Raw genomic sequence first — 22,997 nt, forward strand, 5'->3', positions numbered from 1 at the left:
TTCACGCGGAAATACCCATAGCCGCGAGGTGTGCGGAAACCTTAGCCTCCAATGCGGCCATGCGATCGGAAATTTCAGGCAGCGTGTGCCCATACCGCTCCGTCAGCACCCGCACGCGGGCGGTTAGCTGCTCGGTCCGCGCCTCGATTTCAGCCTCAATCAGTTCGGCAATGTCGGTCAGCCATTTGTCATCCACGACCAGCGTGCGGATCTCGTCCTCGGTCAGCTCGGGGTATTTCTTCAGCGTTGCCTCGGTCAGCGCTTCCTCGGCCTCCTTGGTGGCCTTCTTCGCCGCCGTTTCGGCCGACATGATCTTGGAGGCATGCTTTAGCAATTCGACCTCCTCCGGCTCGGCCTCTCCCGATTTCTGCCGCGCCTTGAGCGAGGCGGCGGTCAACTTTCCTGCTTCGGTCATCGCCTCGGCCATAAGGCCGCACTCAACCCCGTGTTCCTCAATCAGCTCCTCGATCTCGCGGCCCAGCTCTTCAGCCTTGGCCTGCGCGTCGTCCACGGCCTGCTGCATCTCGGGAAAGAAGCGGGCGACGATCAGCCGGGGCGGGATGACATCGGCTACGAGGCGCACCTTGTTCACAGTGAGATCGGCCTCTTCCAGCTATTTGACCTTGCCCTTGGCGTCGGTCTCCTTGCGGGCCTCGCGCAGCTCCTTGGCCGCTTCCCAGCCGTCGTGGGAAATGATGAAGACATCGTCCTGCATGGTGTCGGCCCAGTAGGTCATGAGTCGTTGATAGGCCTCATACTGGTCGATCAGCGGCGCCTCGGCGAAGCGGACCAGCATGTCTTCGGAGATCGTGTGTATCAACTCGTTGGGCTGGTCGCCCACCTGGATGCCGTCCATCAGCGGTGCGTTCGCCCCGGCCCAGCCGTCGAGAATGGCGTGGACCCGGTCACGGAAGGCGCCGAACTCGGAGTGGTTGCGAATGGTGGTGCGGACTTCCTGGGATTCGACCAGGGGGTCTGAGTAACCCGGGCGTGGGTTCGAGCCGAACAGTGTGGAGCGCACGCCCGGCATGACGTCCCAGAACTCGGACAGCAGGTCGATGTCACGGTTCGGAACGCCGCCCTTCAGGTGGGCCTCGATGTCCTGAAGATCCTCGGGCTCGGAGCCATCGATGTAGCGCGGGATGTTGAGGTTGAAGTCGTTGCGAGCGATTTCGACGTAGGGGACGAGACGTGAATAACCTGCGATCTCGGCCTGCTTGGTGTAGACTTCGGTGATCTTGTGGATGTCGCGTTCTCGCAGCCGGTTCTTGTTGCCGTCCTTGATGAAGCCCTTGGGAGGCGTCGATCATGAAGACGGGGCGCTCGGCGCAGGCGCCGGATCTGTCGAGCACGATGATCGAAGCCGGGATGCCGGTGCCGTAGAAGAGGTTGGCGGGCAAGCCGATGATCGCCTTGATGTAGCCGCGCTTGAGGATCTTCTCGCGGAGCTCGGCTTCCTTGTTGCCCCGGAAGAGCACGCCATGGGGCAGGATGACAGCGCCGGAGCCGGTCGCTTTCATCGAGCCAAGGATGTGCAACAGGAAGGCGAAGTCTCCGTTCTTCTCCGGCGGCGTGCCGAGATCGAAGCGGCCGAAACGGTTGTCGCTGGTCAGGCCCGAACCCCACGCCTTGGCGGAGAACGGCGGATTGGCGACGACAAAGTCGAAAGTCTGGAGTTCGGTCTCGGAGGCTTTGAACTGCGGCTCGCCGATGACATCACCTTGAGCGATCTCGGCATCCTCGCGCCCATGCATGATCATGTTCATCTTGGCGAGGCCGCGCGTGGTGATGTCCATCTCCTGACCGTAGATGGTGAGGCTGACGTCGGCGGCGTCAGCGGCCTCCAGAAGCAGCGAGCCTGAGTTGCAGGTGGGGTCATAGACGGTCTGCTTGGGACTGGTGGCGCGATTGACACCCGCAACGGCGACGACCACTCGGGAGACTTCGGCGGGCGTGTAGAATTGGCCCTTGCTCTTGCCGGACTCGGTCGCGAAGTTCCGCATCAGGTATTCGTAGGCATCGCCCAGGATGTCATCGCCATCTCCGCGGTTCCGGCTGAAGTTCAGTTCTTCGCGGCTGAAGATGTTGATCAGCGCCGTCAGCGTGGTCACCATCTTGGTACCGCGCCCGAACTTCTCGGTGTCGTTGAAGTAGGCGCGGTCGATGACGTTCCTCAGGTCGTTCGCTTCGGCGATCCCTGCAATGGCGGTGTCGATACCTTCGCCGATCTCTTTGGTCCCGCGGAGCTTGCGGATGTCATCAAACGAACATCCTTCTGGAACCTCGATCAGGGCATCCGGCTGGCCCGCACGGTCAGAGACGTATTTCACGAAAAGCAGCGTGAGGATGTAGTCCTTGTAGAGGGATGCATCCATGCCGCCGCGGAGCTGGTCACAGCTGTCCCAGAGGGATCGATAAATGTCGCTTTTCTTGATGGCCATTGACTGCCCTTTCTCGAGAAGTGTGCGCCGGTGGGGTCCGGCAGCATTGTTATTTCACACGAAACATGAACCGATCGATCGTTCGATTACAAGACGGTGGCAGACGAGACCATCTCTGGGACGAGAAATATGGGTGTCGAAGGGCTCGGAGGTTACAGTGCGATCAAACCATGGCTCGAGCGCTGTGGATGTCGATCGTCGGTGACGGCTGGGGGAACGGTCATCCGCGTCATCAGTGCAAAATTTGTACAGCCAAGGCGTCCCAGCAGCGAATCTTGAGTGACCCGTTTTTCGGTTCTATCTATCTTCTGGCCTCCGCCGGAAAATACCTGCATCCGAAATACGAAACGGCCGCCCGTGGGGCGGCCGCTTTTTCATGGAACGACCTTGCTGCTATTTCGCGGGAAGAGGCGCGGGATTGGTAACGATCTCTGACAGAGCCGCGCGAATGTCGTCGCGGACTTCAGGGTTGCGCAATTCCTCAAGGAGGCGGTCGATGCCGTTGGGCTGGTCGCCGAGGCGCTTCAAATCGGAATGTGCGATGCGAAGCTCCTCTCGCGCTGCCGCGAGTTCCTCGGCGAGAGCATGCCGTTGATCCTCGAGGGCCTTCCGTTCCTCTTTCACCTTGGCGAGTTCGCCCTCCAGCTCAGAAATGCGATACTGCGCATTGCGCTTGTCTGCTCGCAATTCGTCACAGGCCGATTCTGCCAGCGCTTGCGCATTCGAATGCTGACGAGCCACCATGAGGAGTAGTTCATTTCCGGCCGCAGCAACAGCTTCGTTCACCGCAGATTCAACTCCGTCAGGTAATACAGCCAACAACTTCTTGTTCTCTGCCTCTGCAATCTCGGCATGCGCTGCCTCGACGTGCCCTTTCAGAGTTTCCGGGCGGATCGTGCTCTTTACGCCCTTCTCTTTAACCAGCTTGTCCTTGACGTATGCAGTGTCGAGGTCTGCGGCGGGAATTCCCTCGCTCAAGCCCTCGGGAATGACTGCGTGCACGAGGTTGGGGTCGTAGCTGGGGGGGGCGCCCACCATCGTTTTTTTTGTGACTGTTTGACTTAGTCATCGCAAGTTTGTCCTTCAGTTTGCCCAACCAGGTTTGTCAAACCCGGTTGGATGTTGGGAATTGTGGGGAAGATTGGTCGATTGCCGTTCACACGAAATACTACGGCTGAGGAGGGACGCCGTGGCTGCCGCAGCTAATCAAGCGCCAATCCTTGCCTACTTTTTCGACCACGGGGGACACGCGGTTGGACAGGCGGGTGAGCACGCGACGGATGGTGGCCATGCGGTTTTCCTGCGACATCGCTCCAAAGATCTCGGGTGGAATGCTTTCGAGGATGTCGCGCGTCTGGATGGCGTCGGCGCCTCCAAAGCCTGTAAGACGGCGGATGTTGAGCGCGGTTAGAACTGCGGTGTCATACTTCGACGCAGCGTTGCGGTTGTCTGCGCTATCCTTCTCCGACGGCTTGCTGCTCTCGACGGCAATGACGGTGGTGCGGTCGTCGCCATCCTCATCCTGGCCCAGGATGATGGCCTTGGTCTCGAAGTAGTGAGCTTCGCCTTTCTGCATGGACCTTTGCTTTTCGTGGGTCACTCGCACGATCGCCCCCTTGTGCGGGCAGAGCGAAATCTCGGTATTAACGGCCCCTCGCAACGCGGAGCCACCGCGGCCGCCCCGTTCGGCGTCCTTCCCCGTATGATGAACAAGCATCACATAGGCATCGATCTGGCGTGCGATGTGACCAGCGCTATCGGCGATACCCGTCATCGCGCTGGCGCAATTCTCGTCCGTGGTGCCGATGGAACGCGCCAACGTGTCGAACACGATCAGGACGATCGGCTGGCTGCAATCGCGGCGCAGCTGCTCAAGCTCCGCGACGAACTTGTCAACTTGGTTCCGCATGGATAGGTCAACAGACTTCATGCGCACGATATAAGGAAGTGCTCCGGCAGCACAGCGCAAATCGAAAGCCTGCATACGATCCAAAACCGATTCCGGAGCTTCGGCTCCGACATGGAGAACGATGCCTTGGCGCACCCTGGCCCCGAAGAAGGGTTGGTGGGTGACAATACAGTTCCCGAGGTGACAAACCAGCGCCGACTTTCCCGAGTTGTACGGGCCGAAGAGCACGGAAGTCTCACCCCGCCGCAGCCACCCCTTCGCGGCGTAATTCCAATTGAGGTTCGGGGTGTGGGCCCTGGCATCCCGGTAAAGGTCATCGAAATCGAGAGGGGCTGCGGGGATAGGATGGATGTTCTGCATTTTTGCCGTCCTTCATGGCTCTTTGTGAGACTGTCCGTCTCGCGGACAGTCCGGAAATAGGTCCGGCCGGTGGACGTCGAAAAACCGAAACAAGAAAAAGTTTAGTCGATCAGGCTTCGCGCCCGGCGGACATACAGACACCCACTGAAGGGGGAGTGTCTGTATGTCCGCCGGGCAGAGTGCTGCACTTTATCGCCACGGATTTTGGGGGCGGTCCGTTTTTCCCTAAGTCTGACTTGAGGCAACCAAACCAAGGGAAAAACTATGAAAAACATTTCATACGCCCGCTCGCGCTCAGCGAAGTCACACGCCTGCTGGCGGTTTCGACGAGAACGATCAGTCGGCTGATCGACAAGGGCGACCTCAGTGCTGTCCGCATCGGTTCTGCGCTGGCGGTGCCGTTCGATGGGATGCCCGTCGACCTGCAACGGTGTTTCGATTTTTCGCGGCCCCAAGCTCTCATGACCTTGCACGAGGTTGCCGCGGAGCTTGGCTGTTCGCCCGATGACGTCCGAGCAAAGACGGCAACAGGGAAGCTGACATCCGTCCGTGTTGGGCGTTCGCTCCGCTGGTCGCCGATCGAGATAGGGCGAAATGCCAGAGGCGAGAAATCGGCATGATCACCGCACCTGATAGAACCTTCACCGTGGCCGAAGCCGCGGCGGTTCTGGAGCGCTCTGAACGGCAGGTGCTCCGCTACCTCGAAGCCGCGCAACTTCGCGGGTCGAAGGCCTCCGGACGGTGGATGCTGACCGCTTTCCATATCTGGGAGTTCCAGGGCATCGCCGATGCGATGATGGAGAACTGGCGTATTTCTTGCCGCCTCGCGCAAGCGGAAGAAAACAAATAGTTAAATCAGAGGATTAAATCGTCGGGGGATTAAGGGTGGTCTCCACGGCGTGGGCGTGCAGACCACCCTAAGTCCCCCGGCGGCGGCGGATGTCGGCCCACGTCGCAGGATGTCCAACCACGGCGGGTGGTGACCACCCCTGTCGCCGATTTCGAGGTCCCGTCGGCGTCTTTCGGAACGCGTCGGGACCTCGAAACCGGGCGACAAGCCCAAACAAAAAGAACGGACCAGACAATGAAACATGAAACTTTCGAATGTGCCGACCTCGTGGCCGAAGACGGCGATACCGCGGATCTGCGCCGCTGCCTCTGGCTAACCAACATGAAGGCGTCCACTCGCCAGGCCACCTTGGGCAGCCTCGCACTGCTCTGCGGGGCCTCGGGCGAAGACGGTGAGCTGCCTGTCGGTCGGCTCCGGCAGCTGATCGCGGCGCCTGATGCCGGGATCAAGGCCGCAACGGGCGAGCGCTGGGTTCAAGTGGTCAGCGACGTGCGTCGCGCTTTGCGGATCTGGGACGATCTCCCGCTCCGGTGGCTCGCTCTCCGCCTCCGGTCCCGAATTCCGACCTGCGCGGATGCGGCGACCGCAGCCAGCCTCCGCCTCGGTGCCGACGAGGCGCGCCGCGCTGTTGCGGCGCTCGAGGCTCTGGCGGCATCGGAGGACGGCAGCCTCGACGATCTCCCGGCTACCGCCGGCGCAATCGAACCTTTGCTGCAAGCAGCAACACCGGAAACATTTCGCGTCGAAAGCTTGAGGACCCTGAAAAATAAGCGGACGCTTATCCGCAAGGTCGTGCGGTTCGTCGATCCGCTGACGACTGGCATGCGCGAGACGTCTCCAGCGACATTGCCGTCACATTGGCAGCAGACCCTCGCGATCCTCGACCCCCAGCTGAAGGAGCACGAAAAGAGCGCTGCCGCGATCCTGCGACGCCTCGCCGGATTCTGCGCGGGGCAAGAGATCACCCCGGTCGAGATCGATGGCGCACTCACCGAAGCCTTCGTTGCCATGGAGCTGGCGACGCACACGCCCGCATATATCGAGAAGCTGCGCGCCGCCTTTCGGCGATGGAACTACGCGGTCGAGACCGGTCTCGAGGGGCCGCACCTTCCATTGCCGGGAGCGCCCGTGCACCGGCAGGAGGATGTGGCATGGAAAGCAGTCCCGAAAGCTATTCGGTCGCCCTTGGACGCCTTCCTCGAGACAGCCATTTCCGCGCGCAACCCCGGCGACTGGGGCGACCTCGTCCCGGACGACGATCCGGAATACGCCGAACTCGGCATCGCCTTCGGGGACCCGCTCTCCGAGGGCGAGACGGCGGCCGCGCCGATCCTGGAGCCGGGCACCCAAAAGAACTGGTGTGATGCGGTCAAGCGCGCCTGGCACGCCGCTGAACAGGACCCGCGGATTCAGCCAAAGCCGGACGTCCTCGATGATCTGTTCTGCAAGCCGGTCGTGTCGGCCTTAGTGGCAGCCGTCCGGAGCGCACGTCGAAAGCGGGATGAGGCTCGGGGGCTTGTCTTCGATCCCAAGGTGAAAGGCCGCTACGAGCACACGTTGGTGGAGGCACTCTGTTCGGTCGGGCGCGCCCTTGCCATCGCCGCCGATCGGCTCGAGGCGGTCGAGGAGCTGAAACGCCAGCTCGACCCGAACGTAGTTGGAATGAAACGGGCCGCAGATGGTGGCTTCAAGCGCGTCTATGCCGAACGGCGCATCGGCAGCCGCCACGCCACTATGCTGTCGCAATTCGCCGACACGTTACGTCTCAAACGATGGTTCGAGGGGCCATCGGTCCTGTGGGGTCTCGCTTGTGACCCGATCCGGCGCGGACGCGAGCCGCTGGCCACTCACGTGGCACTCGCACGCAACGCACTCATCGCGCGGATGGGGCAATACGTGGCGCCGGTCCGGCGCACGAACCACGCGCGCTACCGCCACGTGGGCGACGATCGTCACCTGATCCTGCCCGAAGGCGACGGAGAGGGCACGCTGATCATTCCCGCGCACGAGGGCAAGACACTGAAGGAGATCCATGTCCGGATCGACCGTGAAACCGTCCGGATGCTGAAATACTACATCAAGCATTTCCTGCCTGTTGCCCAAAAGCTGGCGAAAGCCTCGGCCGACAACCCCGACCTATTCCCCGGTGCCGACGGGCGCAAGCCCGAGGATGGCGGCTACGCGACTGGCCGCGGCTTCATCACCAAAGCCAAGCTCAACACCAGTTTTAAGAAGCACTTGAAGAAGCATTGCGGGTTGGACCTCTGCCTGCATGTGATGCGTCACCTCGCGGGGAAGATTATCCTCGACCAAGACCCCTCCGCGATGTCGCTGGTCAAGGAAATCTTGGGCCACAAGCGCCTGACGACGACGCAGGCATACTACGCTGGAGTCTCGAAGATCATTGCCCAGCGTCGCTACATCCACCTGCTCGAGAGGCAGGCGCGTCAGGTGCTCGCGACCGTGACCTTCAAATTCGTCGATCCGCAGACCGGAAAGGACATCTGACATGCCGAAGCACAGGCTCACCCTACCATCGTCATCCTGGCCGGAAGACCTGCGGAATCGTTTCGAACGCCATCCGCTCACCACGGCCCAGAGGACGCGTCTCGCCGGAGCCCTGGGGCGCTGGCTGAAGATCTCGCAAGACCTCGGCGCGTGCTCGCGGGACGTCTCTCGCGAAACCTGGCTGGAGCGGACGGAAGGGCTGTCCCAGGAGATCCGCAACGCGGTGCGTCAGGCCCTGGCCATCGCCTTCCCGAATGCGGCCGCGTCACTTTACAAGGAAGACAACCGCCGAACGGAGCGACCGGACAAGCGCGAGCAGCTGCGTGCGACTATCGCACGCAGCTTGGCAAGGTTTCCGGACGACTGGCGCGCTGCCGCCAAGCCGCTCCTCCATGTCGACGATTCCGAGATCGGTGACGGCATCCTCGTGCAGGCCTCGGCATCGAGCACGATCAAGCGGCGCCTCGAAGCCGCCGCACTGCATTTCGACTTCTACCGCGCCCGCGATCTCGCAGTCGACATCACGCCGACGAGTGTGCGGATCAAACTGCGGGAGGACCAAAGTCGCGTGGAGAGCGGCGATCGGCGTCTGGGCGGTGTCGCTGTCGACATAGCAGCACTATCAGGTTTGGCGCCGGCGATCTGGCCGACCAGGTCCTGGCTTTGGCTGATGACCGCGAGAGACCGCTTCAAAAAGCTTGCCCACCAACATGGGTCGCGCAACGCTTCGCGCTCCATCGACGCTGCCGAACTGCGAGCTGCTGGACAGCAGCTGCTCGACAAGGCCGACGTGTTTCATGCGGCAGCTCAAAATAGAAGAGAGCTGATCGCAGCGCATACCAAAGCGCGCACTGCGTTGACAATGATCCTGCTTGCCGAAGCGCCGGTCCGGATCACGAGCTGTGCAGAGATCGAATTGCGAAGCAGCCTGTTGGACGATCTCGCTGGGCTATGCTTGGATGCTTCGGCCACGAAGGAAGGCGATGTCGATCGACGCGCTTTCAGCGCGACGTTGATCGACGCGATCGGTCGCTATGTCCGGCTGCATCGCGCAGTCGTCGCAGCTCAGGCCGAGACCCGGCTCTTCGTGGGCGAACGCGGTGGGCCGATCAAAGGAGCTCAGCTTTCGAAATGCCTCGGTGACTTCACCGACCCGGTTTTCAAGGTTCGGGTCACCCCACATGCGGTCCGGCATTCAGTAGGCAATTTCATCGTTGCTACAGCACCAGAGGAAGCAGGTCTGGCCAGCGTCATCCTAAATCACAGCAGTGGTGCCGTTACGCCTGACTATACGCGCCGAGCCGGTCAGATAGTCGCATCCCGACGGCTGGGTGCTGCGACCACGAGCAACGCTGCGGAGCTTCGTGCAGACACCACTCCCATTACTTCCCGTAAAAGCATCAAAAGGCGGCGATCGAAGGCCCCGGCCAAATCTCCGCGCGACATCAAGGATTATCAGGGAGCAGTTCCTGGCAGCTGTGCAAACCCGAACAGGGGAACCTGAGGTTTTCGACAGACGCCCAGGTGCCATCGGAGGGAACGGGGCGCCGATAAACAGCTTTGGGATGGGAAGGGTGACGGCTCCCTATTGGCTATCAGAAAGACAGGTAGGCCCGAGCCGGCTTGATCGGTGCCCTTCGTTTTGAGGGCGCCGACCAAGCCAGCCTCGGCTGCTGAAGAGGAAAGGAAATTACGATAACTTAAACCGGATCGGAAGCGCGGTGCGGTCTTGACCGGGGATACTCCCGGGTTCTCGAAGGAGACCGAACATGAACCACGACACAACTATGCGCGCCGCGCTTCAGGCCGCCAAACTACGACAGGAATTCATCGACTGGCTCCGCGCTGATGCGGACAAGCTTGTTTCGGCAGCTCAGCTTCTCGGCGGTCAACGTGGGGAAGACCGGGCGATTTCAGTCATCGACGCTATTGATTTCGGCGTCGAGCCGGAGGAACTCGGGGCCGACCTCGCTAAGTTGCACCGGCTCATGACCCTCGAATACATCGACGACCTAAATGGCGAGGAGGCACTATACTTTATTGCAGTGCATCCTGATGATCCTGGCTTGGAGGATACGCGCCTCTGTGCCGAGGGCCTCGAGCGAGGACTTAAGGTGCTGCGCGCTCATGCCGCCGCGCTGAACCAGGAAGTGTCATGATGGACAAGGTCAGCCAACACGTCGCCGACGCTCTCGGCCAATCTCGCCTTGTGCGTAAATGTCTCGACGATAAGATCATCGCGCTTCTCGATCCTACTCAGCGGAGCTTTGCTTCGGAGCTTTCCAATCGGATTGCAGAAGGCTCGATCATAAGTGAGACTTTCCTGCGCGACCTCGAAGCATTCATCGTTCTCCTGGATCGCTTGGCCAGCGACAAAACCACCTTTGTTTGGCGCGGACATGAGCACGATCCGAATTGCGGATATCGGGTTCCCGTGCCGTCACAGCGCGCCGGCGTTTTCTATGTGGTGCTCGAGGAGCTTGTGGATCTCGCATCCAATATAGAGGGCGCCCTCGACGCCGCTCGGGCCTATGCGATCGCCAACGCGCTGTTCGATACATAGGTTTCGCCGTGAACATCAGCGCCGCCAGTCTATCCGACCGGCGGCCCCTGAAACATCATGACGAAAAAATCGCATGCAACTAAATCTCCAGAACGTCAGTATCGTGCATACCATCGAAACCCATCGTCTCGAGGCCTACTATGGCGGGGCGTTGCTCTGGTCGACGCCAGACGAGGAGCCGGGTGCCGAAGGCGAAGCAACGGAATTCTATACGGCCACGGTCATCGCGCTTGTGAACGCGTGGGATGGAATGTCGAACCACGCAAGATTTAGGGCCTGGTCCTGCCTCTGCGAAAGCACTCCCCGCTTCTCGGGCCTATGGTAGGAATGCCCCGCGCGAGCGGGTGGTCAGCTGCCCGCGGCAAAGGCAACTATGTGACGTTCGTCCGAATGGCCAGTCCAGATGTTCACGCTTAATCAGCGGCGGTCTAAACAGGCAAATGGTGGATCATGGCACGTGGGCGGCCACCCTTCGCCCAAAGAAACGCCAGCGCGATTGGCAGCCGGAAGCGGCGTGGGCCGGCTGCCCCGGGGTTCAGCCAGAGAAGGGAGCCGGTCTCTTCAATGCTTGGCTTATGCGAATGGCCCGAGATCACGACATCCCAGCCTTCGGTCTCCGGATCAACCTGTAGATCCTTACGGTCATGGATCATGTAAATATGCAGCCCACAGATCGTGAGATTCGCCGTTTTGGGCAGGTCCTCAGCCCAGGGACTGCGATCGATGTTGCCGCGCATTGCCGTCAAAGGCGCTATGCGCCTGAGCGCGTCGAGATGTTCTGGATCGCCTATGTCTCCGGCATGCAGGATGTGGCCGACGCCTTGAAGAGCTTCCAGCGCTTCGGTTCGGAGCAGGCCGTGAGTATCGGAGATGACGCCGACAAGCTCTTCGCAAGACGGCGGGCGAAGAGAATGCACCGTGGAAGCGTCGGCGGTCATCGAAGGAAGTCCTGTCGATGGCGGGTTACAGTAGAATGCGGACGGCTTCATGAAACTGAGTAGGCGCTCATCTTGCTCTCTTGCCCCCTCATCGAGGAGTTGCCTGGTGGCTCGCGTTATTAAACATCGAGGTCGATATCCGAACTGATGCGGCCACGGGCCTTTGCGAATGCATCGTTGAAGGCATCTTCGCTATCAATCTGCTTGTCCGAGATAAGCAGCGCGAAGTCGCCACCACGCGCAGTCACGTAGCGCTCGATTGGCTCGAGGCCTGGCACGGGCCCGGACCGGGATTCAAGCCTTGCAACCACCGATTGGGTCATACCTGCTGCCGCAGCGACTTCATCCTGGGTTAGTCCTCGTGCATCGCGCAGAGCGCGTAGTTTCACGGCGATCCCACGCTTGCGGGCGTTCTTGGCTTGGTGCTCCGCGAGCTGCGGATGCGCGCGATGGAGCGCGTCTCGGAGGGATTTGTAACTCTTGGCCATGACCAGAATCTCCATCGTGGAGCCGTAGTATACCACATTTGCTATGATTCTATCAGCCGCTGGCGATGTTCTTGATTTGCGCTCGGCCAGTCTGGCCAAGCGGAAGGATCTAATAACGATGGGCGTGGACACCATCCTGCGCCGCGATTCAGGACTGCCGACGACAGCTTCGGCGCCGCGCTCGACCTCGTCGACGGCCTTTGACGTCCAACGGAAGCGCCTTCTACGGGCCGCGTGACGTGCCCGAGAAAGTGTGCGCGCATGTCAGGTATAGAGGCGTCTGCCACTTGCGCGTGCGGCATAGGAGGCTCGCGAGAAGGCGATCAAGCTCACACAGGCTGCGGGCAAAACGTCGGTGATCAGGCGGAACTCTTGGTGCGATGAGTTGACAGCTCGGTCACGCTTGCCGAAGCAGTCTCCGTGAAGGGCGAGCGGATCATGGAAACGTCGATATCTACAGCATTTACGCAGTCCCGGAGGGTTTTAATTGAGAAACCGCTCGGGTTGTAGTTTGTGATACCCACGTCATGCTGAACGTGGCCCATAATCGCCCGTCTGTGGGATTCCTGCCGTTCGGCCAGGATTACCAGATCGTTGAAGGTGGGCTGGAAGCTGTGGAAATCCCGGTTCGGATCGTAGATCCCGTGGTCCTTGCGGTATTTCGTGAAGCGCTTCGAGAAATTCTCCGTAAAGGTCTTCTTTGACTGACTGCGTTCCAGCCAAGGGAACAGTCGGGGCTCTCCCTCACGCCGACGAAGGGCGACGAGTTGCATAAACCCCAGCTTCAGGAGGTTGTCATGGATCGGCACAGTCCGCCGCGAAGCGTCGCTTTTGAGATGCTGCCCGGGCCCTTGACGCAGCACGATGCAGGGGATGTCGTCGATCACCTGGATGTCATCGAGATACAACTGGAGGATCTCTTCGCTCCGAAGGCCCATGTGAAGCGCGATTAATGGCGCCCAGAACATCGGGTCGCCGACGTCTTGGAGCTTGGACTGGTAGATTGGAGTGCGGAAAAGATCGTTTAGCTTGCCAGCCCAGGTCAGCCGCTCGTTATCCTCTTCAAGGATTTCACGGCGCTTCTTCTCCTTCGAACGCCAGATATGATCCTCCATGATGTTCTTTGAGAGGTGGCCGCGCTTCACAAGATAGTGACAAATGCGCTTGAGATCTTGCATGTGGCGTTAGATGGTTGCGGTCCGAAGACGCGGGATGCGTCCCTTCAGAATTTCAAACTCGATCTTGCTCGGGCTCGCACCTTGCTTCTCCAATTTGGCCCTGGTGATTGCAGCATTGTGCTGCTCGGTCGCGTCGGCGTTATCTGCCGCCTCTTGCGGTGACATCTTGCTGGTCTTCCCCTGGTAATTGTGGAGAAGGCGAGCGACGATCCCCCATGCTGCTTGCATTTCTTCATCGGAGATCAAGGCGACAGGCTTATCGCCGAAGATACGGGCGAAGAGGGATGCGGTCGACTGGACATTTGGCGCGGAGTTGCGGCTCCAGCTTTCTCCCGTTTTCGCGCATGGTTGCTCGTTGGCCTCGAAGGAACTGTGGCCCTTACAGCGTTCCTCGATGTAGCGTCCTGCGCCAGTCCTGATATCGGGGCATGTCGACGCCACTTGCGCGACTTCAGTCGCGGCGACGGCCGCCGCCGGTTTTGCGGGGGCGGTTTCAGAAGGCACCGGCTCTGCCGAGGTGGGAGGAGCTACGGTCGGCATTGGCACAGAAATGGGCACGGGTGCCGAGCAGGGCGTTGCAGACAGTGCGCGGGGCGTCACTGGAGCTGAATGCCTCGGCAGAGCGACGGGCTGGCTGGAAATATTGCTCGTCTCAAGCAAAGTCCGAGCCGTTCGAAACGCCGCAGTGGGCTCCTCGAAGATGCCGTGGTCCCGGCGCAGGTTCTCCTGTTCCGCGTCAAGCATGACCCGAAGAGCACGGAAAGCAAGCCGCCCCCAGTCTGGGTCGGCCTCGTCGAGGGCAATATTCAGCCGTGCAGCAACCTCACGAAGGGGATTGCGCGCCAGCTCGCGATCCCGGAGCGTGATGGCCTGCCGCAGCGTTTCGACGGCGGCGTTGGCGCAAGCAAGATCATAGGCTGCGGTTTCTGCGCTCCGGTGAGGAGCTTCCTCGCGCCGCACATCTTCCGCTTCGATCAGCAAGCGGCAGAGCTCTACGAGGAGCCTCTCCATGATGTCGGTTGCGATTGCCATCGTTCTCTCCGTCACTCCGGCGAAGGCGACGTCGCTGAGAAGCGTAAGCTTCTGAGCGAGTACCCTCGCGTCGGTGAGGACGTGAGTGCGAAGAGGGAAAACGAGCGCCAACTTTCTCGATGGGGTGCAGGTCTTCAACAATCGACGCGGCCAACGGCGGCGCCAATGAAAGCTATAGGACCGGTATTCGAGGTGTGATTGCGCCGAGACCTGGGACCGCATGCCTCCGACTCCTGTGCCAACGTTTGTGCCAGGCGGGGGGACAGGAATCGTGCCATGAGCGGCACTTTGCGACTCACGTCACATAAGTTACAATCTTTTCAGTGATTTAGGAGAGATTGGCTCCGTAGGTAGGGATCGAACCGCTGTCTCGACCTGTCTAGAATAACCCCGTATGATGATGTTTTTGCTTGCTATTTTGAGAACTATCGCCTCTATCAATCTCAAGCATTCTCACGCTTCCCCACACTTTTTGTGGGGAAAGTTGTGAAGCGAAGCCTGAGGGAACACCATGCCGAGATACCTGCTGTCAGTCAAAAAGGTTCAAGCGTTGAAAGAGCCGGGTCGCTACGCAGACGGAGGTGGCCTTTACCACCACGTAGGCAAAGGAGATGCTAAAAGCTGGATCATGCGCATTATGCAGCGCGGCAAGCGTCATGACCTTGGGCTTGGCTCCGCCCATTTTGTGACACTGGCAGAAGCGCGCGAGATGGCAGCAGAGATACAGGCTCAGGCGCGGGCCGGGGAAAGCGTCGAGACGTTCATTCGCAAACGACGGGATGCAAACGCCAGCGTCAAGACTGTGGAACAAGCGGCACGGCTGCATTTTGCAGAGGCAAGCAAGAACCTGTCCAAGCGCACCCGCGACCTTTGGGAAAGCCGATTGAACGAAGACGTGCTTCCTGTGATTGGGCACATGCCAATTCACGAAGTCACGTCCCGGGACATTAAGAAGGTCCTGTCCCCGATCTGGTTCAAGAAACCTGACACTGCGCACCGGGTGCGCTCACGTCTTTCGCAGCTATTCAAATGGGCCAGCGTTGAAGGTCATTATCCGCATAACAACCCGGTGGAAGGTGTGGAGGAGGTCTTAGGCGACAATAGCCGTGACACCAAGCATCACGCCGCCCTGCCTTGGAAGGAACTGCCCGCGTTCATGACAGATGTGGCAACCCGTGACGGCACGTCCGCCCGATGCCTTGAGTGGCTAATTTTAAATGCGTGCCGCTCTATTGAGGCGCGCGGCGCAAAATGGGACGAAATTGACTGGAACAGAAAAGTGTGGACCATCCCGGCAGAGCGCATGAAAGGCAAAGTAGACCGGCGCAAAGAACACCGTGTGCCACTATCAGAGGAAGCCTTAGCCGTCCTCGAAAAGGTAAAAGGGTTGGATACAGAATTGATCTTTCCTAACCCGCGTGGGAAAATTCTATCTGACATGGCCTTCAAATCCATTTTCAAGCGCATGGAACGCGACAACATAACAGCACACGGGTTTCGCTCTTGTTTTCAAGATTGGACAGATGACAACGGCGTTGCCGATACGATGCTTGCAGACAAGGCTCTTGCCTACGTCGAGAAAAATCAGGTCCGCAAGGCCTATGCGCGAAGCGATTTATTCGAGCGCAGGCGTGAATTGATGGATACTTGGGGTCGCTTTTCCACAAGTAAAAATTGGATACCCAACTAGGTCAGGCATTTATCTTGCATTAGTGGCGATAAATAATGTCGACCAATTGGTTGACAATATAATTTATTGACTTTTCGCCCCAATAAATTCAAAACGGTATCACCCTTTCCAATGGTGACACTAATGCAATCGGATCGACAACTAATTCGTGATACAGAAGCCGCCTCAATTCTTGGCTGTGGCCGCTCCACGCTTTGGCGGTGGGTGCATGAAAACGTCATTCCGAAACCAATTAAGATTGGTAGTTCATCCCGTTGGTATCAATCTGAAATAGAGGCAGTGATAGTTGCAGCGGCGAACAAGAGTAGAGCGCCGCAACCACGCCTCCGCAAACGTGTGAGGCCTAGACCATGACCACCAATTCCATCCGTGAACGTATCACCCGAGAGGTGGTCCGCCGCGCCAAAAGCGCAAGAGTTTGAGACCGTGAAGTTTGACAGTGTGATCCGGTCAGAAATCCCGGCGGATGATGACGTGGCGCAGGGATCGACCTTGGCCGTCCTTGAGGGCCGCGAGGACTACACCGCAAACGCCAGCAACACGCAGGTGACATGCGCCCTCATCTTGGATTTTGCGGTGAACACCGGTCCTAAGGAGGAAGCGGCCACAGTGGTGAACAACACGACGGCGGACCTCATCAAGGCGCTGTGCAGTGACCGCAGATTGACAGAGGGTGGGACGGGCAGCGGCGGCGCTCCACTAACCATGGACATACGCGCCACCGGGGCGGAACCGAACCCCTACGCGCCGTCTGAGCAAGCGCGGGGCACGGTAGAGTTTCTTGTCACCTACCGCATTCGGAACAACGACCTCTTTAAGGGGGCATGATCCATGGAACTGACAACCAGACATAATGGACGGACCACTACCGCACCGGGTGCGGCACTTCGTGAGCGGGCGAAAGAACTGTCCCGCGCTGATGACGCCGCGATGATCGAAGCGGGGCGACGTGCCATGGACGCTTATCTGGAACGCGTGACAAGTGTTGTGGCGAAACGAACCCGCGCGGGAAGCGAGGGGCAGCGGCGACTTGAAGACTACACGGTGGACACGTCGGACAGTGAGGTGACGGGCACGGTTACTTTGACCCGTGGCCTTGGCCTGCAAGAATACGGCGGCGTGATGCGTGTGAAGAACAAGCGGTATCTCACGGTCCCATTGCCCGCCGCAATGACAGGCGGCAAGCCTAAGCGGATGCGCGCCCGACAGTGGGAGGATGCACGTGTGATTACCAGCCGCAAGGGCAACCTCATCATTGCGCGCAAGCAAGGCCGTAGGTGGATACCGCTTTATGCTCTTGAGAAAGAGGTGCACATCCGCGCCCGCTTGGTACTGCGCCGAGAGATGAAGAATGCGCGACCCGATTTTATGCGAGATGTGGGCAAAGAGATTAAGGGGCTATTAGCGTCCTGACGTGCCCGAGTGACCGATACGCGCTACATTGCTTTGATTGTCGTTCTATTCCAATCCCATTCCATCCTACCCCATTAAGGGAAACCCTGTCCGCCTATCTGTGACCCACGGGCGGAGCGGAGGTCATGTGGAGTAGGGATTATCTCGCGTAAACGCTCAAGCGACGATAGCGCACCCGGTGCGCACGGCTACAAGGCTTAGAAAGCGCGCCCCTATTGAGGTGCGTTTTTCCTATTGGCTACGGTCTACGTTCCGCATTCCGGCTGGTATCAGTGCAGGGCAGCCGTTTGAGTTGCACCCGTTCCAATTAGACTTTGTGCGTGAAGCCTTGGTCCGGGATGGGGATAGCCCCAAATGGCGGACCCTCATTTTCAGCACGCCGCGCAAACTGGACAAGTCCACGCTCTTGGGTGCCCTCTTGCTAGGCTTTATGTGCCCGGACAGCCCTATCCACATTCGGAACTTTAGCGGGGCCGTGGCGGCACCGTCTGAAAAGCACGCTCTCTACATCGCCAAAGCCATGCACGCCATTCTTGAGACGGCGGGCCGGGAAAAGGAACTCACGCGCAAAAGCGATCCTAAACCCGGTATCCTCATTATGGGCGGTGCTACGGTCTCACTGAATACGGGCACCCGTGCGCAGGGCCACGGCGCGGACCTAGACCTTGCTGTTATTGACGAAGGTGGCCTCATCACGCGCAACCAAGCGGAACTCATCACCGGGTTCTTCGACGCGCTGGCAACCAAAGATGGGCAGTTGGTCCTTACGGGCACCCGTGGTGACAGCCCCGCCTATAACGACCTCATCGACAAGCCTGACAAGCGCACGCACGTGACGCTCTACGCAGCCGACAAGGATGATGACCCCGGTGACCCTGCCGTCTGGGGCAAAGCTAACCCGGGCTTGGGCACGATTAAGTCCGTGCGGTTCATGCAGGATGCCCACGCCAAGGCCGAGCAATCGGGCAGCACGACAGAGTTTCAGGCGTGGCACCTCAACCTGCCATTGGCACCGGGCCGGGAACTCTTGATCGACTACGACACGCTTAAGAAAGCCTACCGTCCTGGCCCACAGCCCATTCCGGGTGAGCCTGTCCATATCGGGATCGACCTTGGCGGGTCTGCGTCCATGACGGCAGCCACAGTGGCCTACGAGACGTCCGGGATCGTGAAGGTCCTTGGCGCGTTCCCCGGCGCGTCCCTGTCCCTTCTGGAACGCGGCAAGCGGGACATGGTGGGCGACCTTTGGTCTCGCTGCGCAGAGGCAGGCGAGATTATTGAGACAAGCGGGTCCGTGTCTGACCTTGCGGAGTTCCTGCCCGAACTCATCCAGCGCATTGGCCCGCACCCGGTGCGCAGCGTGTCTTGTGACCGTTACCGCCAAGCGGAGTTTGAGACGGCCATGGCACGGGCGCGGCTGTCTTGGCCCGTGATCTATCGGGGGACCGGACCAAAAGACGGGGACGCAGACATACGCGCCACGCGCCGCTTGTTCATCGCAGGTGCTTTGCAGATGGACCGGTCCCTCTTGCTTGAGGGCAGTTTGGCGGAGGCGGACGTCAAGGTCTCGACCACCGGGGCCTGCCAGCTTCAGCGCGCGCACCAGACTGCCCGCATCGACGTCGTGTCGTCGCTGGTGCTGGCCTGTTCCGCCCTCTTGCGGGCGCGGGACACCGTGCAACCCGAATACGAAGTGGAAATCCTATGAGCCGCACAGACACGCGCCCGCTCAAGACCCGGGCATGGAACGAACTTCGGCCTATGGTGGCGCATCGTGCATCATTTCGATGCGAGCGCTGCAACACGTATTTGGGCATGGCCGGAGACGTTGACCATGTGGTGCCCCGCGGCGTCTGCGAAGACGTCGGCATCGGCGTCTACGACCCGTCCAACCTCCAATACCTTTGCCCGTCCTGCCATTCCGCCAAGACCAATGCGGAACGGTGGGCTGGCCATACGAAGCGCGGGCCACAGCAGCCCCAACGCACGAAAGTCCAAGGCCGCGACCAGTTTCTGAACGCAGCGGGCATCTCCCCAACGAACGAACCCCAAGAGGAACTTCCATGCTGAAATCACAGGAAATCACGCTGGCTCAGAGCAAGCGCCGCGAAAAGATGGCCAACATTCAGAAGGCCGATGAAATCAACGACGAGGGCCGCACGGAACTACGCAGCCTCGCCGACGCCTACGAGGGGGCAGAAGTCGAACTGCGCGCGGCCCTGCTTGTGGAACAGTCCGAACGCGAAACCATCCCGGCCAACGATAAGTCGGCAACGGATTGGGAGCGCGAATGCCGGTCCTTCGATATGTCCGCTGTCGTCGTGGCTATGGAAGGGAACAAGCCGCTGACCGGACGCGAAGCGGAGGTATCCGCAGAACTGGAACAGCGCCATGGTGCGGGGCAGAAGGGTCTACGGTTCCCTTGGGAAGCCCTTGAGCAACGCGCGGACGCGGTGACAGACGCCAGCGCTGGCACGTCTGGCGAACTGGCCAGCCGTCCAACCATGAACGCCTTGGAGCGTTTCTTCGAGACGTCGGCGGCGGGTCGGTTCGGTGTCAACGTGATGCAGGTGACGGGTTCGCCGTCCTTTCCAGAGATCACGTCGGGCACCGGCTTGTCTTGGGTCAATGAAGGGGACGGTGCGGACGCTGGCTCCATCACGACGACCGCACGCAGCCCCGCAATGCACACGGCCACGGGGCGCTACCTGCTGACCCGGCAAGCGATCCGCCAGAACTCCGCCCTGCAAAGCATCCTGCGCCGTGATCTGGCAGAGGTTCTGCGGGAAGGGATCGACCGGGCCATCTTCCAAGGGTCGGGCGTGGGTGCCGAACCAGCGGGTTTTGACACCGTTCTGTCCGGGGGCCGCACCGATGCCCTGGACGACGTGGCTAGCTTCTCTGAATTCCTGTTGCAGGCGACCATGATCCAAGAGACGGCCAAGTTGTCGGACCCGTCGCAGGTGCGCATCGCGGGTGCCCCGATTGTTCACCAAACGCTTGCGGATACGCTCATTCCGGGGACCGCCGTGTCCGAACTGGACCGTCTCAAAGCCGCCGGGTTTTCCACCCTTTGGTCCAGTCAGGTATCGCCGCGCGGGGACCGTGACGCGACCGACAAGGGGGGCAGCACAGTCTACTTCGGGGCGGGCAGCAACAACGCCTACGTGCCCACATGGGGCAGCCCGGAACTGATCGTGGACCCATATTCGGAGAGCAAGACGGGCAAGGTCGCGCTAACCATGTTTGCGTTTTTGGACGTCCTGATCCAGCGCACGGCTACGCACTACTTCAAGCTGACCGGCGTGCAGGACCGCGCGTAATGGAACGTCGCACCTTTTGGCCCGCTGACCTTGAGGTGCGGCGGGCCGGGAAGCGCCCCATAGTGCGTGGGCGCTTTCCCTTCAACTCACTGGCCGTGATTGCTGACAGGGGGAAAGTCAGGAAAGAGCGCATCGCCCCCGGTGCGTTCAACTGGACCTTGGAAAACGAGGACCGGGAAGTCTCCCTCTTGTTCGGCCATGACTTCGACAAGCCGCTGGCCAGTCGGCGGAACGGGTCCTTGAACCTGCAAGCGGATGATGAAGCGCTGACGTTCGAGGCCACCATCGCGCCGGAACTAGAGGACGTGACCCATGTTCGAGATGCACTCACTATGCTGGGCGCTGGTCTGGTTACTGGCATATCTCCGGGCTTCCGGGTGCCGCCTGCATCCACTGTGGGTGAGGCGGAAAGGCTGGACCCGGAACCGGGCAATGAAGGCGTGTTCATCCGCACCATTCTGTCCCTTGTCCTCTATGAACTGAGCCTCGTGACCCGGCCTGCGTATGATGACGCACAGGCGGAGTTGCGGGCGCTTCAAACAGCGCACCCGGTGTGCCGACACAGGGTGATCCTACCGTGACCTACCCAGTTATCAGCGCAGCGGACGTGGCCCTTGAGGCGGGCGTGAGCGCAGAACGCGCCACCGCCATCTTGGCCGCGTCATGGCGTTTGGCGGACACGTTCACGGGGCGCACCTACGACACTGAGGAGGCCGGGCCACACGTGGTTGAGGCGGTGCGGTGCCTTGCCCTCTATCAGTTAATCCACAGTCCCGCCCGCCCTGAGTTCCGCGTCATGCAGGCAAGCGACAGCATGTTGACCCGTGAAAGCCTTGGGCCGCTGTTCAAGATGAGCGGCGCGGGCATCCTTTTGGCATCGGAGGTGGTTTGGAATGTGGCCGTTTCGACAGAAGAAACCTGAAATCGAACAGCGGGCCGCGTTTCCGTCTGTGACTGCTGAGTATCTTACACACCGGCAATCCGCTTTGACGTTAGACGGCAGTGCGGCCCTGTCTGCCACGGTGGCGACGGCGGCGGGCATGTGGTCGCGTGGGTTCACCATGCTTGATCCTGCACCGGATGCAGGGCCTCTGACGCCGGGTGTCTTGGCCAGCATAGGCTTGGACCTCGCCTTGCGGGGGCAGTCGTGCTGGCATGTCAGGATTGAGGGCAACGAACTTGCCTTGCACCGGGTAGCATACTGGGATCACGTTGCCCCGGGGCGTTTCCACCTGCACCTTGCCCGTCCAAATGAAACCGAGACGGTTCGGGCGCTGGCGGCAGAGGTGATGCTGTTGACGATCAACAGCGCGGCAGAGACGCCATGGGTTGGACGAAGCCCCTTTACGATGATGGGCGGCAGCCCGCGCCTGATGGCGGACATAAAGGGCGCAATCGCCAATGCGATGGACTACACGGGGCGGGGCCTCCTGCCTTTTCCCGATACCGTCCCCGAAGAACAGCAAGCGGCGGCGATCCGGGGCTTGAAGGCCGGGGGCAGTCTTGCCGCAATCCGTTCCAAAGCCGACTTTTCCACCAACGTGGGGCAGTCCCGTGGCCAAGAGTTCCGGCGTGTGGACCTAACCCCGGACCTGCGACAAGCAGACTTGAACCCTGCCGTGGATGGGCTGCACCATCGCGTTTTGGCAGCGGCGGGCATCCCGCCCGCGCTGGTGACAGGTTCCGGCAACGCCGGGGCCATGCGTGAAGCCTACCGCCTCTTTGTTCTGCAAACGGTTGAGCCGATGGCGCCACAGCTTGCACCGGAGTTTGCCAAGGTGGGTGTCACAGGTATGTCCAGTGCGTCCATGATGGCCTCCGACACAGCGGGCAAGGCCCGGTCTGTGGGGGCGCTTGTAAAGGCAGGCGTGGACCTTAAACGCGATATGAAGCTGGTGGGTTGGGCCGATGACTGACCACATCCGCAGCGCCCATATCCGCGCCGCCCGGGTCAATCCGGCTTACGGCACATTCGACGTGTTCCGGCAGGTAGCCGACGCGACGACGGGGCGGGCCTTGGCAGGACAGGTCCAGTGGGTTGAGACGTGCAAGGGACGCATCCGGTGGACCGATCTGGACGAGTTCAACCGGACCCTTGGCGGGGCCGCCGGGGTTGGTCAGGCAGCTTTGCTCGTAGACTGGCCCACGACGCCAGCCGCCCTGCGCGATCAAGATGGGGTTTGGTATGCCGTGAAGTCTGCCCTCGGGTCGGACACTCTACGCGTCTTCACCATCTATCAGATACGGCGCTGGACAGGGGACGCACCCGTCGTTGCCCCAGTCATCTAGTCGTGGACCCGGCAA

At 60.3% G+C, this 22,997-nt stretch carries 26 protein-coding genes and 2 pseudogenes; 18 read left to right on the forward strand and 10 right to left on the reverse strand.

All coding sequences use genetic code 11. From position 1 onward, the window contains the following. Nucleotide 1: 1 nt before the first annotated feature. The 6 genes and pseudogenes from V6N07_RS03635 to V6N07_RS03660 form a co-directional block, all read right to left on the reverse strand. Nucleotides 2-592, reverse strand: a complete 591-nt coding sequence (locus tag V6N07_RS03635) for a hypothetical protein (RefSeq protein WP_371154115.1) — start codon at nt 590-592, stop codon at nt 2-4. 21 nt (nt 593-613) lie between these two features. Continuing rightward, nucleotides 614-1,030: a hypothetical protein gene (locus V6N07_RS03640; protein WP_371154117.1), complete on the reverse strand. Its 417-nt coding sequence runs from the start codon at nt 1,028-1,030 to the stop codon at nt 614-616. A gap of 141 nt (nt 1,031-1,171) precedes the next feature. Further along, nucleotides 1,172-1,285: pseudogene (locus V6N07_RS03645) on the reverse strand (hypothetical protein); the annotation flags it as partial. A gap of 40 nt (nt 1,286-1,325) precedes the next feature. Beyond that, nucleotides 1,326-2,441, reverse strand: a pseudogene (locus tag V6N07_RS03650) (N-6 DNA methylase); the annotation flags it as partial. A 393-nt stretch (nt 2,442-2,834) separates the two neighbouring features. Further along, complete coding sequence (locus V6N07_RS03655; protein WP_371154119.1) at nt 2,835-3,479, reverse strand: hypothetical protein; 645 nt, start codon at nt 3,477-3,479, stop codon at nt 2,835-2,837. Nucleotides 3,480-3,609: 130 nt separating this feature from the next. After that, complete coding sequence (locus V6N07_RS03660) at nt 3,610-4,710, reverse strand: AAA family ATPase (RefSeq protein ID WP_371154120.1); 1,101 nt, start codon at nt 4,708-4,710, stop codon at nt 3,610-3,612. A gap of 179 nt (nt 4,711-4,889) precedes the next feature. Here V6N07_RS03660 and V6N07_RS03665 point away from each other — a divergent pair, with 179 nt between their 5' ends. From V6N07_RS03665 to V6N07_RS03695, 7 genes are all read left to right on the forward strand, one after another. Beyond that, complete coding sequence (locus tag V6N07_RS03665; RefSeq protein WP_371154122.1) at nt 4,890-5,330, forward strand: helix-turn-helix domain-containing protein; 441 nt, start codon at nt 4,890-4,892, stop codon at nt 5,328-5,330. After that, nucleotides 5,327-5,560: a hypothetical protein gene (locus V6N07_RS03670; protein ID WP_371154123.1), complete on the forward strand. Its 234-nt coding sequence runs from the start codon at nt 5,327-5,329 to the stop codon at nt 5,558-5,560. Before V6N07_RS03665 ends, V6N07_RS03670 begins: the two co-directional genes overlap by 4 nt. Nucleotides 5,561-5,794: 234 nt before the next feature. After that, nucleotides 5,795-8,068: a hypothetical protein gene (locus V6N07_RS03675; RefSeq protein WP_371154124.1), complete on the forward strand. Its 2,274-nt coding sequence runs from the start codon at nt 5,795-5,797 to the stop codon at nt 8,066-8,068. A gap of 1 nt (nt 8,069) precedes the next feature. Then, nucleotides 8,070-9,572, forward strand: a complete 1,503-nt coding sequence (locus V6N07_RS03680; protein WP_371154126.1) for a hypothetical protein — start codon at nt 8,070-8,072, stop codon at nt 9,570-9,572. A 265-nt stretch (nt 9,573-9,837) separates the two neighbouring features. Beyond that, nucleotides 9,838-10,227, forward strand: coding sequence for a hypothetical protein (locus tag V6N07_RS03685; RefSeq protein WP_371154127.1), 390 nt, complete (start codon nt 9,838-9,840; stop codon nt 10,225-10,227). Next, entirely contained in the window at nt 10,224-10,631 is a 408-nt protein-coding gene (locus V6N07_RS03690; RefSeq protein ID WP_371154129.1) for a hypothetical protein, read from the forward strand. The genes V6N07_RS03685 and V6N07_RS03690 overlap by 4 nt, the downstream gene beginning before the upstream one ends. 73 nt (nt 10,632-10,704) lie before the next feature. Continuing rightward, on the forward strand, nt 10,705-10,956 hold the full coding sequence (locus V6N07_RS03695; RefSeq protein ID WP_371154131.1) for a hypothetical protein: 252 nt from the start codon (nt 10,705-10,707) through the stop codon (nt 10,954-10,956). Nucleotides 10,957-11,059: 103 nt separating this feature from the next. On the opposite strand, the gene V6N07_RS03700 is transcribed toward V6N07_RS03695, so the two are convergent. From V6N07_RS03700 to V6N07_RS03715, 4 genes are all read right to left on the reverse strand, one after another. Continuing rightward, on the reverse strand, nt 11,060-11,569 hold the full coding sequence (locus V6N07_RS03700) for a metallophosphoesterase family protein (protein WP_371154133.1): 510 nt from the start codon (nt 11,567-11,569) through the stop codon (nt 11,060-11,062). Nucleotides 11,570-11,688: 119 nt separating this feature from the next. Beyond that, nucleotides 11,689-12,057 (reverse strand): helix-turn-helix domain-containing protein, encoded by a 369-nt coding sequence (locus V6N07_RS03705; protein WP_371154135.1) that lies wholly within the window; start codon nt 12,055-12,057, stop codon nt 11,689-11,691. 359 nt (nt 12,058-12,416) lie between these two features. Continuing rightward, the gene (locus tag V6N07_RS03710; RefSeq protein ID WP_371154136.1) at nt 12,417-13,235 is read right to left on the reverse strand and encodes a site-specific integrase; all 819 of its coding nucleotides are present in this window, start codon (nt 13,233-13,235) and stop codon (nt 12,417-12,419) included. A 6-nt stretch (nt 13,236-13,241) separates the two neighbouring features. Beyond that, entirely contained in the window at nt 13,242-14,267 is a 1,026-nt protein-coding gene (locus V6N07_RS03715) for a hypothetical protein (RefSeq protein WP_371154138.1), read from the reverse strand. Nucleotides 14,268-14,778: 511 nt separating this feature from the next. On the opposite strand from V6N07_RS03715, the gene V6N07_RS03720 reads away from it, so the two are divergent. The 11 genes from V6N07_RS03720 to V6N07_RS03770 all read left to right on the forward strand — a co-directional run bounded on the left by V6N07_RS03720 (nt 14,779) and on the right by V6N07_RS03770 (nt 22,982). Then, nucleotides 14,779-15,957: a tyrosine-type recombinase/integrase gene (locus tag V6N07_RS03720; RefSeq protein ID WP_371154140.1), complete on the forward strand. Its 1,179-nt coding sequence runs from the start codon at nt 14,779-14,781 to the stop codon at nt 15,955-15,957. Between the two features lie 123 nt (nt 15,958-16,080). After that, a complete protein-coding gene (locus V6N07_RS03725; protein WP_371155379.1) occupies nt 16,081-16,311 on the forward strand; it encodes a helix-turn-helix transcriptional regulator in 231 nt (76 codons plus the stop codon). 72 nt (nt 16,312-16,383) lie between these two features. Then, a complete protein-coding gene (locus V6N07_RS03730; protein ID WP_371154142.1) occupies nt 16,384-16,785 on the forward strand; it encodes a hypothetical protein in 402 nt (133 codons plus the stop codon). Between the two features lie 3 nt (nt 16,786-16,788). Beyond that, entirely contained in the window at nt 16,789-17,370 is a 582-nt protein-coding gene (locus tag V6N07_RS03735) for a hypothetical protein (RefSeq protein ID WP_371154144.1), read from the forward strand. A 520-nt stretch (nt 17,371-17,890) separates the two neighbouring features. After that, a complete protein-coding gene (locus tag V6N07_RS03740) occupies nt 17,891-19,078 on the forward strand; it encodes a terminase TerL endonuclease subunit (protein WP_371154146.1) in 1,188 nt (395 codons plus the stop codon). A gap of 53 nt (nt 19,079-19,131) precedes the next feature. Then, nucleotides 19,132-19,440, forward strand: coding sequence for an HNH endonuclease (locus V6N07_RS03745; protein ID WP_371155380.1), 309 nt, complete (start codon nt 19,132-19,134; stop codon nt 19,438-19,440). Continuing rightward, entirely contained in the window at nt 19,434-20,693 is a 1,260-nt protein-coding gene (locus V6N07_RS03750; RefSeq protein WP_371154148.1) for a phage major capsid protein, read from the forward strand. Before V6N07_RS03745 ends, V6N07_RS03750 begins: the two co-directional genes overlap by 7 nt. Continuing rightward, entirely contained in the window at nt 20,693-21,274 is a 582-nt protein-coding gene (locus V6N07_RS03755) for an HK97 family phage prohead protease (protein ID WP_371154149.1), read from the forward strand. Before V6N07_RS03750 ends, V6N07_RS03755 begins: the two co-directional genes overlap by 1 nt. Then, the gene (locus tag V6N07_RS03760) at nt 21,271-21,615 is read left to right on the forward strand and encodes a hypothetical protein (protein WP_371154151.1); all 345 of its coding nucleotides are present in this window, start codon (nt 21,271-21,273) and stop codon (nt 21,613-21,615) included. Before V6N07_RS03755 ends, V6N07_RS03760 begins: the two co-directional genes overlap by 4 nt. After that, entirely contained in the window at nt 21,587-22,609 is a 1,023-nt protein-coding gene (locus V6N07_RS03765; protein ID WP_371154153.1) for a hypothetical protein, read from the forward strand. Before V6N07_RS03760 ends, V6N07_RS03765 begins: the two co-directional genes overlap by 29 nt. After that, complete coding sequence (locus V6N07_RS03770; protein WP_371154155.1) at nt 22,602-22,982, forward strand: hypothetical protein; 381 nt, start codon at nt 22,602-22,604, stop codon at nt 22,980-22,982. The genes V6N07_RS03765 and V6N07_RS03770 overlap by 8 nt, the downstream gene beginning before the upstream one ends. The last annotated feature ends 15 nt before the right edge of the window (nt 22,983-22,997 follow it).

Origin of the sequence: Jannaschia sp. 2305UL9-9 (assembly GCF_041403465.1) — a bacterium.
In the GTDB taxonomy this organism is placed as follows: Bacteria; Pseudomonadota; Alphaproteobacteria; order Rhodobacterales; family Rhodobacteraceae; genus Jannaschia.

Coding starts and splice junctions, on each gene's coding strand:
- V6N07_RS03640 (WP_371154117.1), bottom strand. CDS start 1,030: ATGCCGGGCGTGCGCTCCACACTGTTCGGCTCGAACCCACGCCCGGGT.
- V6N07_RS03655 (WP_371154119.1), bottom strand. CDS start 3,479: ATGGTGGGCGCCCCCCCCAGCTACGACCCCAACCTCGTGCACGCAGTC.
- V6N07_RS03660 (WP_371154120.1), bottom strand. CDS start 4,710: ATGCAGAACATCCATCCTATCCCCGCAGCCCCTCTCGATTTCGATGAC.
- V6N07_RS03670 (WP_371154123.1), top strand. CDS start 5,327: ATGATCACCGCACCTGATAGAACCTTCACCGTGGCCGAAGCCGCGGCG.
- V6N07_RS03675 (WP_371154124.1), top strand. CDS start 5,795: ATGAAACATGAAACTTTCGAATGTGCCGACCTCGTGGCCGAAGACGGC.
- V6N07_RS03680 (WP_371154126.1), top strand. CDS start 8,070: ATGCCGAAGCACAGGCTCACCCTACCATCGTCATCCTGGCCGGAAGAC.
- V6N07_RS03685 (WP_371154127.1), top strand. CDS start 9,838: ATGAACCACGACACAACTATGCGCGCCGCGCTTCAGGCCGCCAAACTA.
- V6N07_RS03690 (WP_371154129.1), top strand. CDS start 10,224: ATGATGGACAAGGTCAGCCAACACGTCGCCGACGCTCTCGGCCAATCT.
- V6N07_RS03695 (WP_371154131.1), top strand. CDS start 10,705: ATGCAACTAAATCTCCAGAACGTCAGTATCGTGCATACCATCGAAACC.
- V6N07_RS03700 (WP_371154133.1), bottom strand. CDS start 11,569: ATGACCGCCGACGCTTCCACGGTGCATTCTCTTCGCCCGCCGTCTTGC.
- V6N07_RS03705 (WP_371154135.1), bottom strand. CDS start 12,057: ATGGCCAAGAGTTACAAATCCCTCCGAGACGCGCTCCATCGCGCGCAT.
- V6N07_RS03710 (WP_371154136.1), bottom strand. CDS start 13,235: ATGCAAGATCTCAAGCGCATTTGTCACTATCTTGTGAAGCGCGGCCAC.
- V6N07_RS03715 (WP_371154138.1), bottom strand. CDS start 14,267: ATGGCAATCGCAACCGACATCATGGAGAGGCTCCTCGTAGAGCTCTGC.
- V6N07_RS03720 (WP_371154140.1), top strand. CDS start 14,779: ATGCCGAGATACCTGCTGTCAGTCAAAAAGGTTCAAGCGTTGAAAGAG.
- V6N07_RS03725 (WP_371155379.1), top strand. CDS start 16,081: ATGCAATCGGATCGACAACTAATTCGTGATACAGAAGCCGCCTCAATT.
- V6N07_RS03735 (WP_371154144.1), top strand. CDS start 16,789: ATGGAACTGACAACCAGACATAATGGACGGACCACTACCGCACCGGGT.
- V6N07_RS03740 (WP_371154146.1), top strand. CDS start 17,891: ATGCACGCCATTCTTGAGACGGCGGGCCGGGAAAAGGAACTCACGCGC.
- V6N07_RS03745 (WP_371155380.1), top strand. CDS start 19,132: ATGGTGGCGCATCGTGCATCATTTCGATGCGAGCGCTGCAACACGTAT.
- V6N07_RS03750 (WP_371154148.1), top strand. CDS start 19,434: ATGCTGAAATCACAGGAAATCACGCTGGCTCAGAGCAAGCGCCGCGAA.
- V6N07_RS03755 (WP_371154149.1), top strand. CDS start 20,693: ATGGAACGTCGCACCTTTTGGCCCGCTGACCTTGAGGTGCGGCGGGCC.
- V6N07_RS03765 (WP_371154153.1), top strand. CDS start 21,587: ATGTGGCCGTTTCGACAGAAGAAACCTGAAATCGAACAGCGGGCCGCG.
- V6N07_RS03770 (WP_371154155.1), top strand. CDS start 22,602: ATGACTGACCACATCCGCAGCGCCCATATCCGCGCCGCCCGGGTCAAT.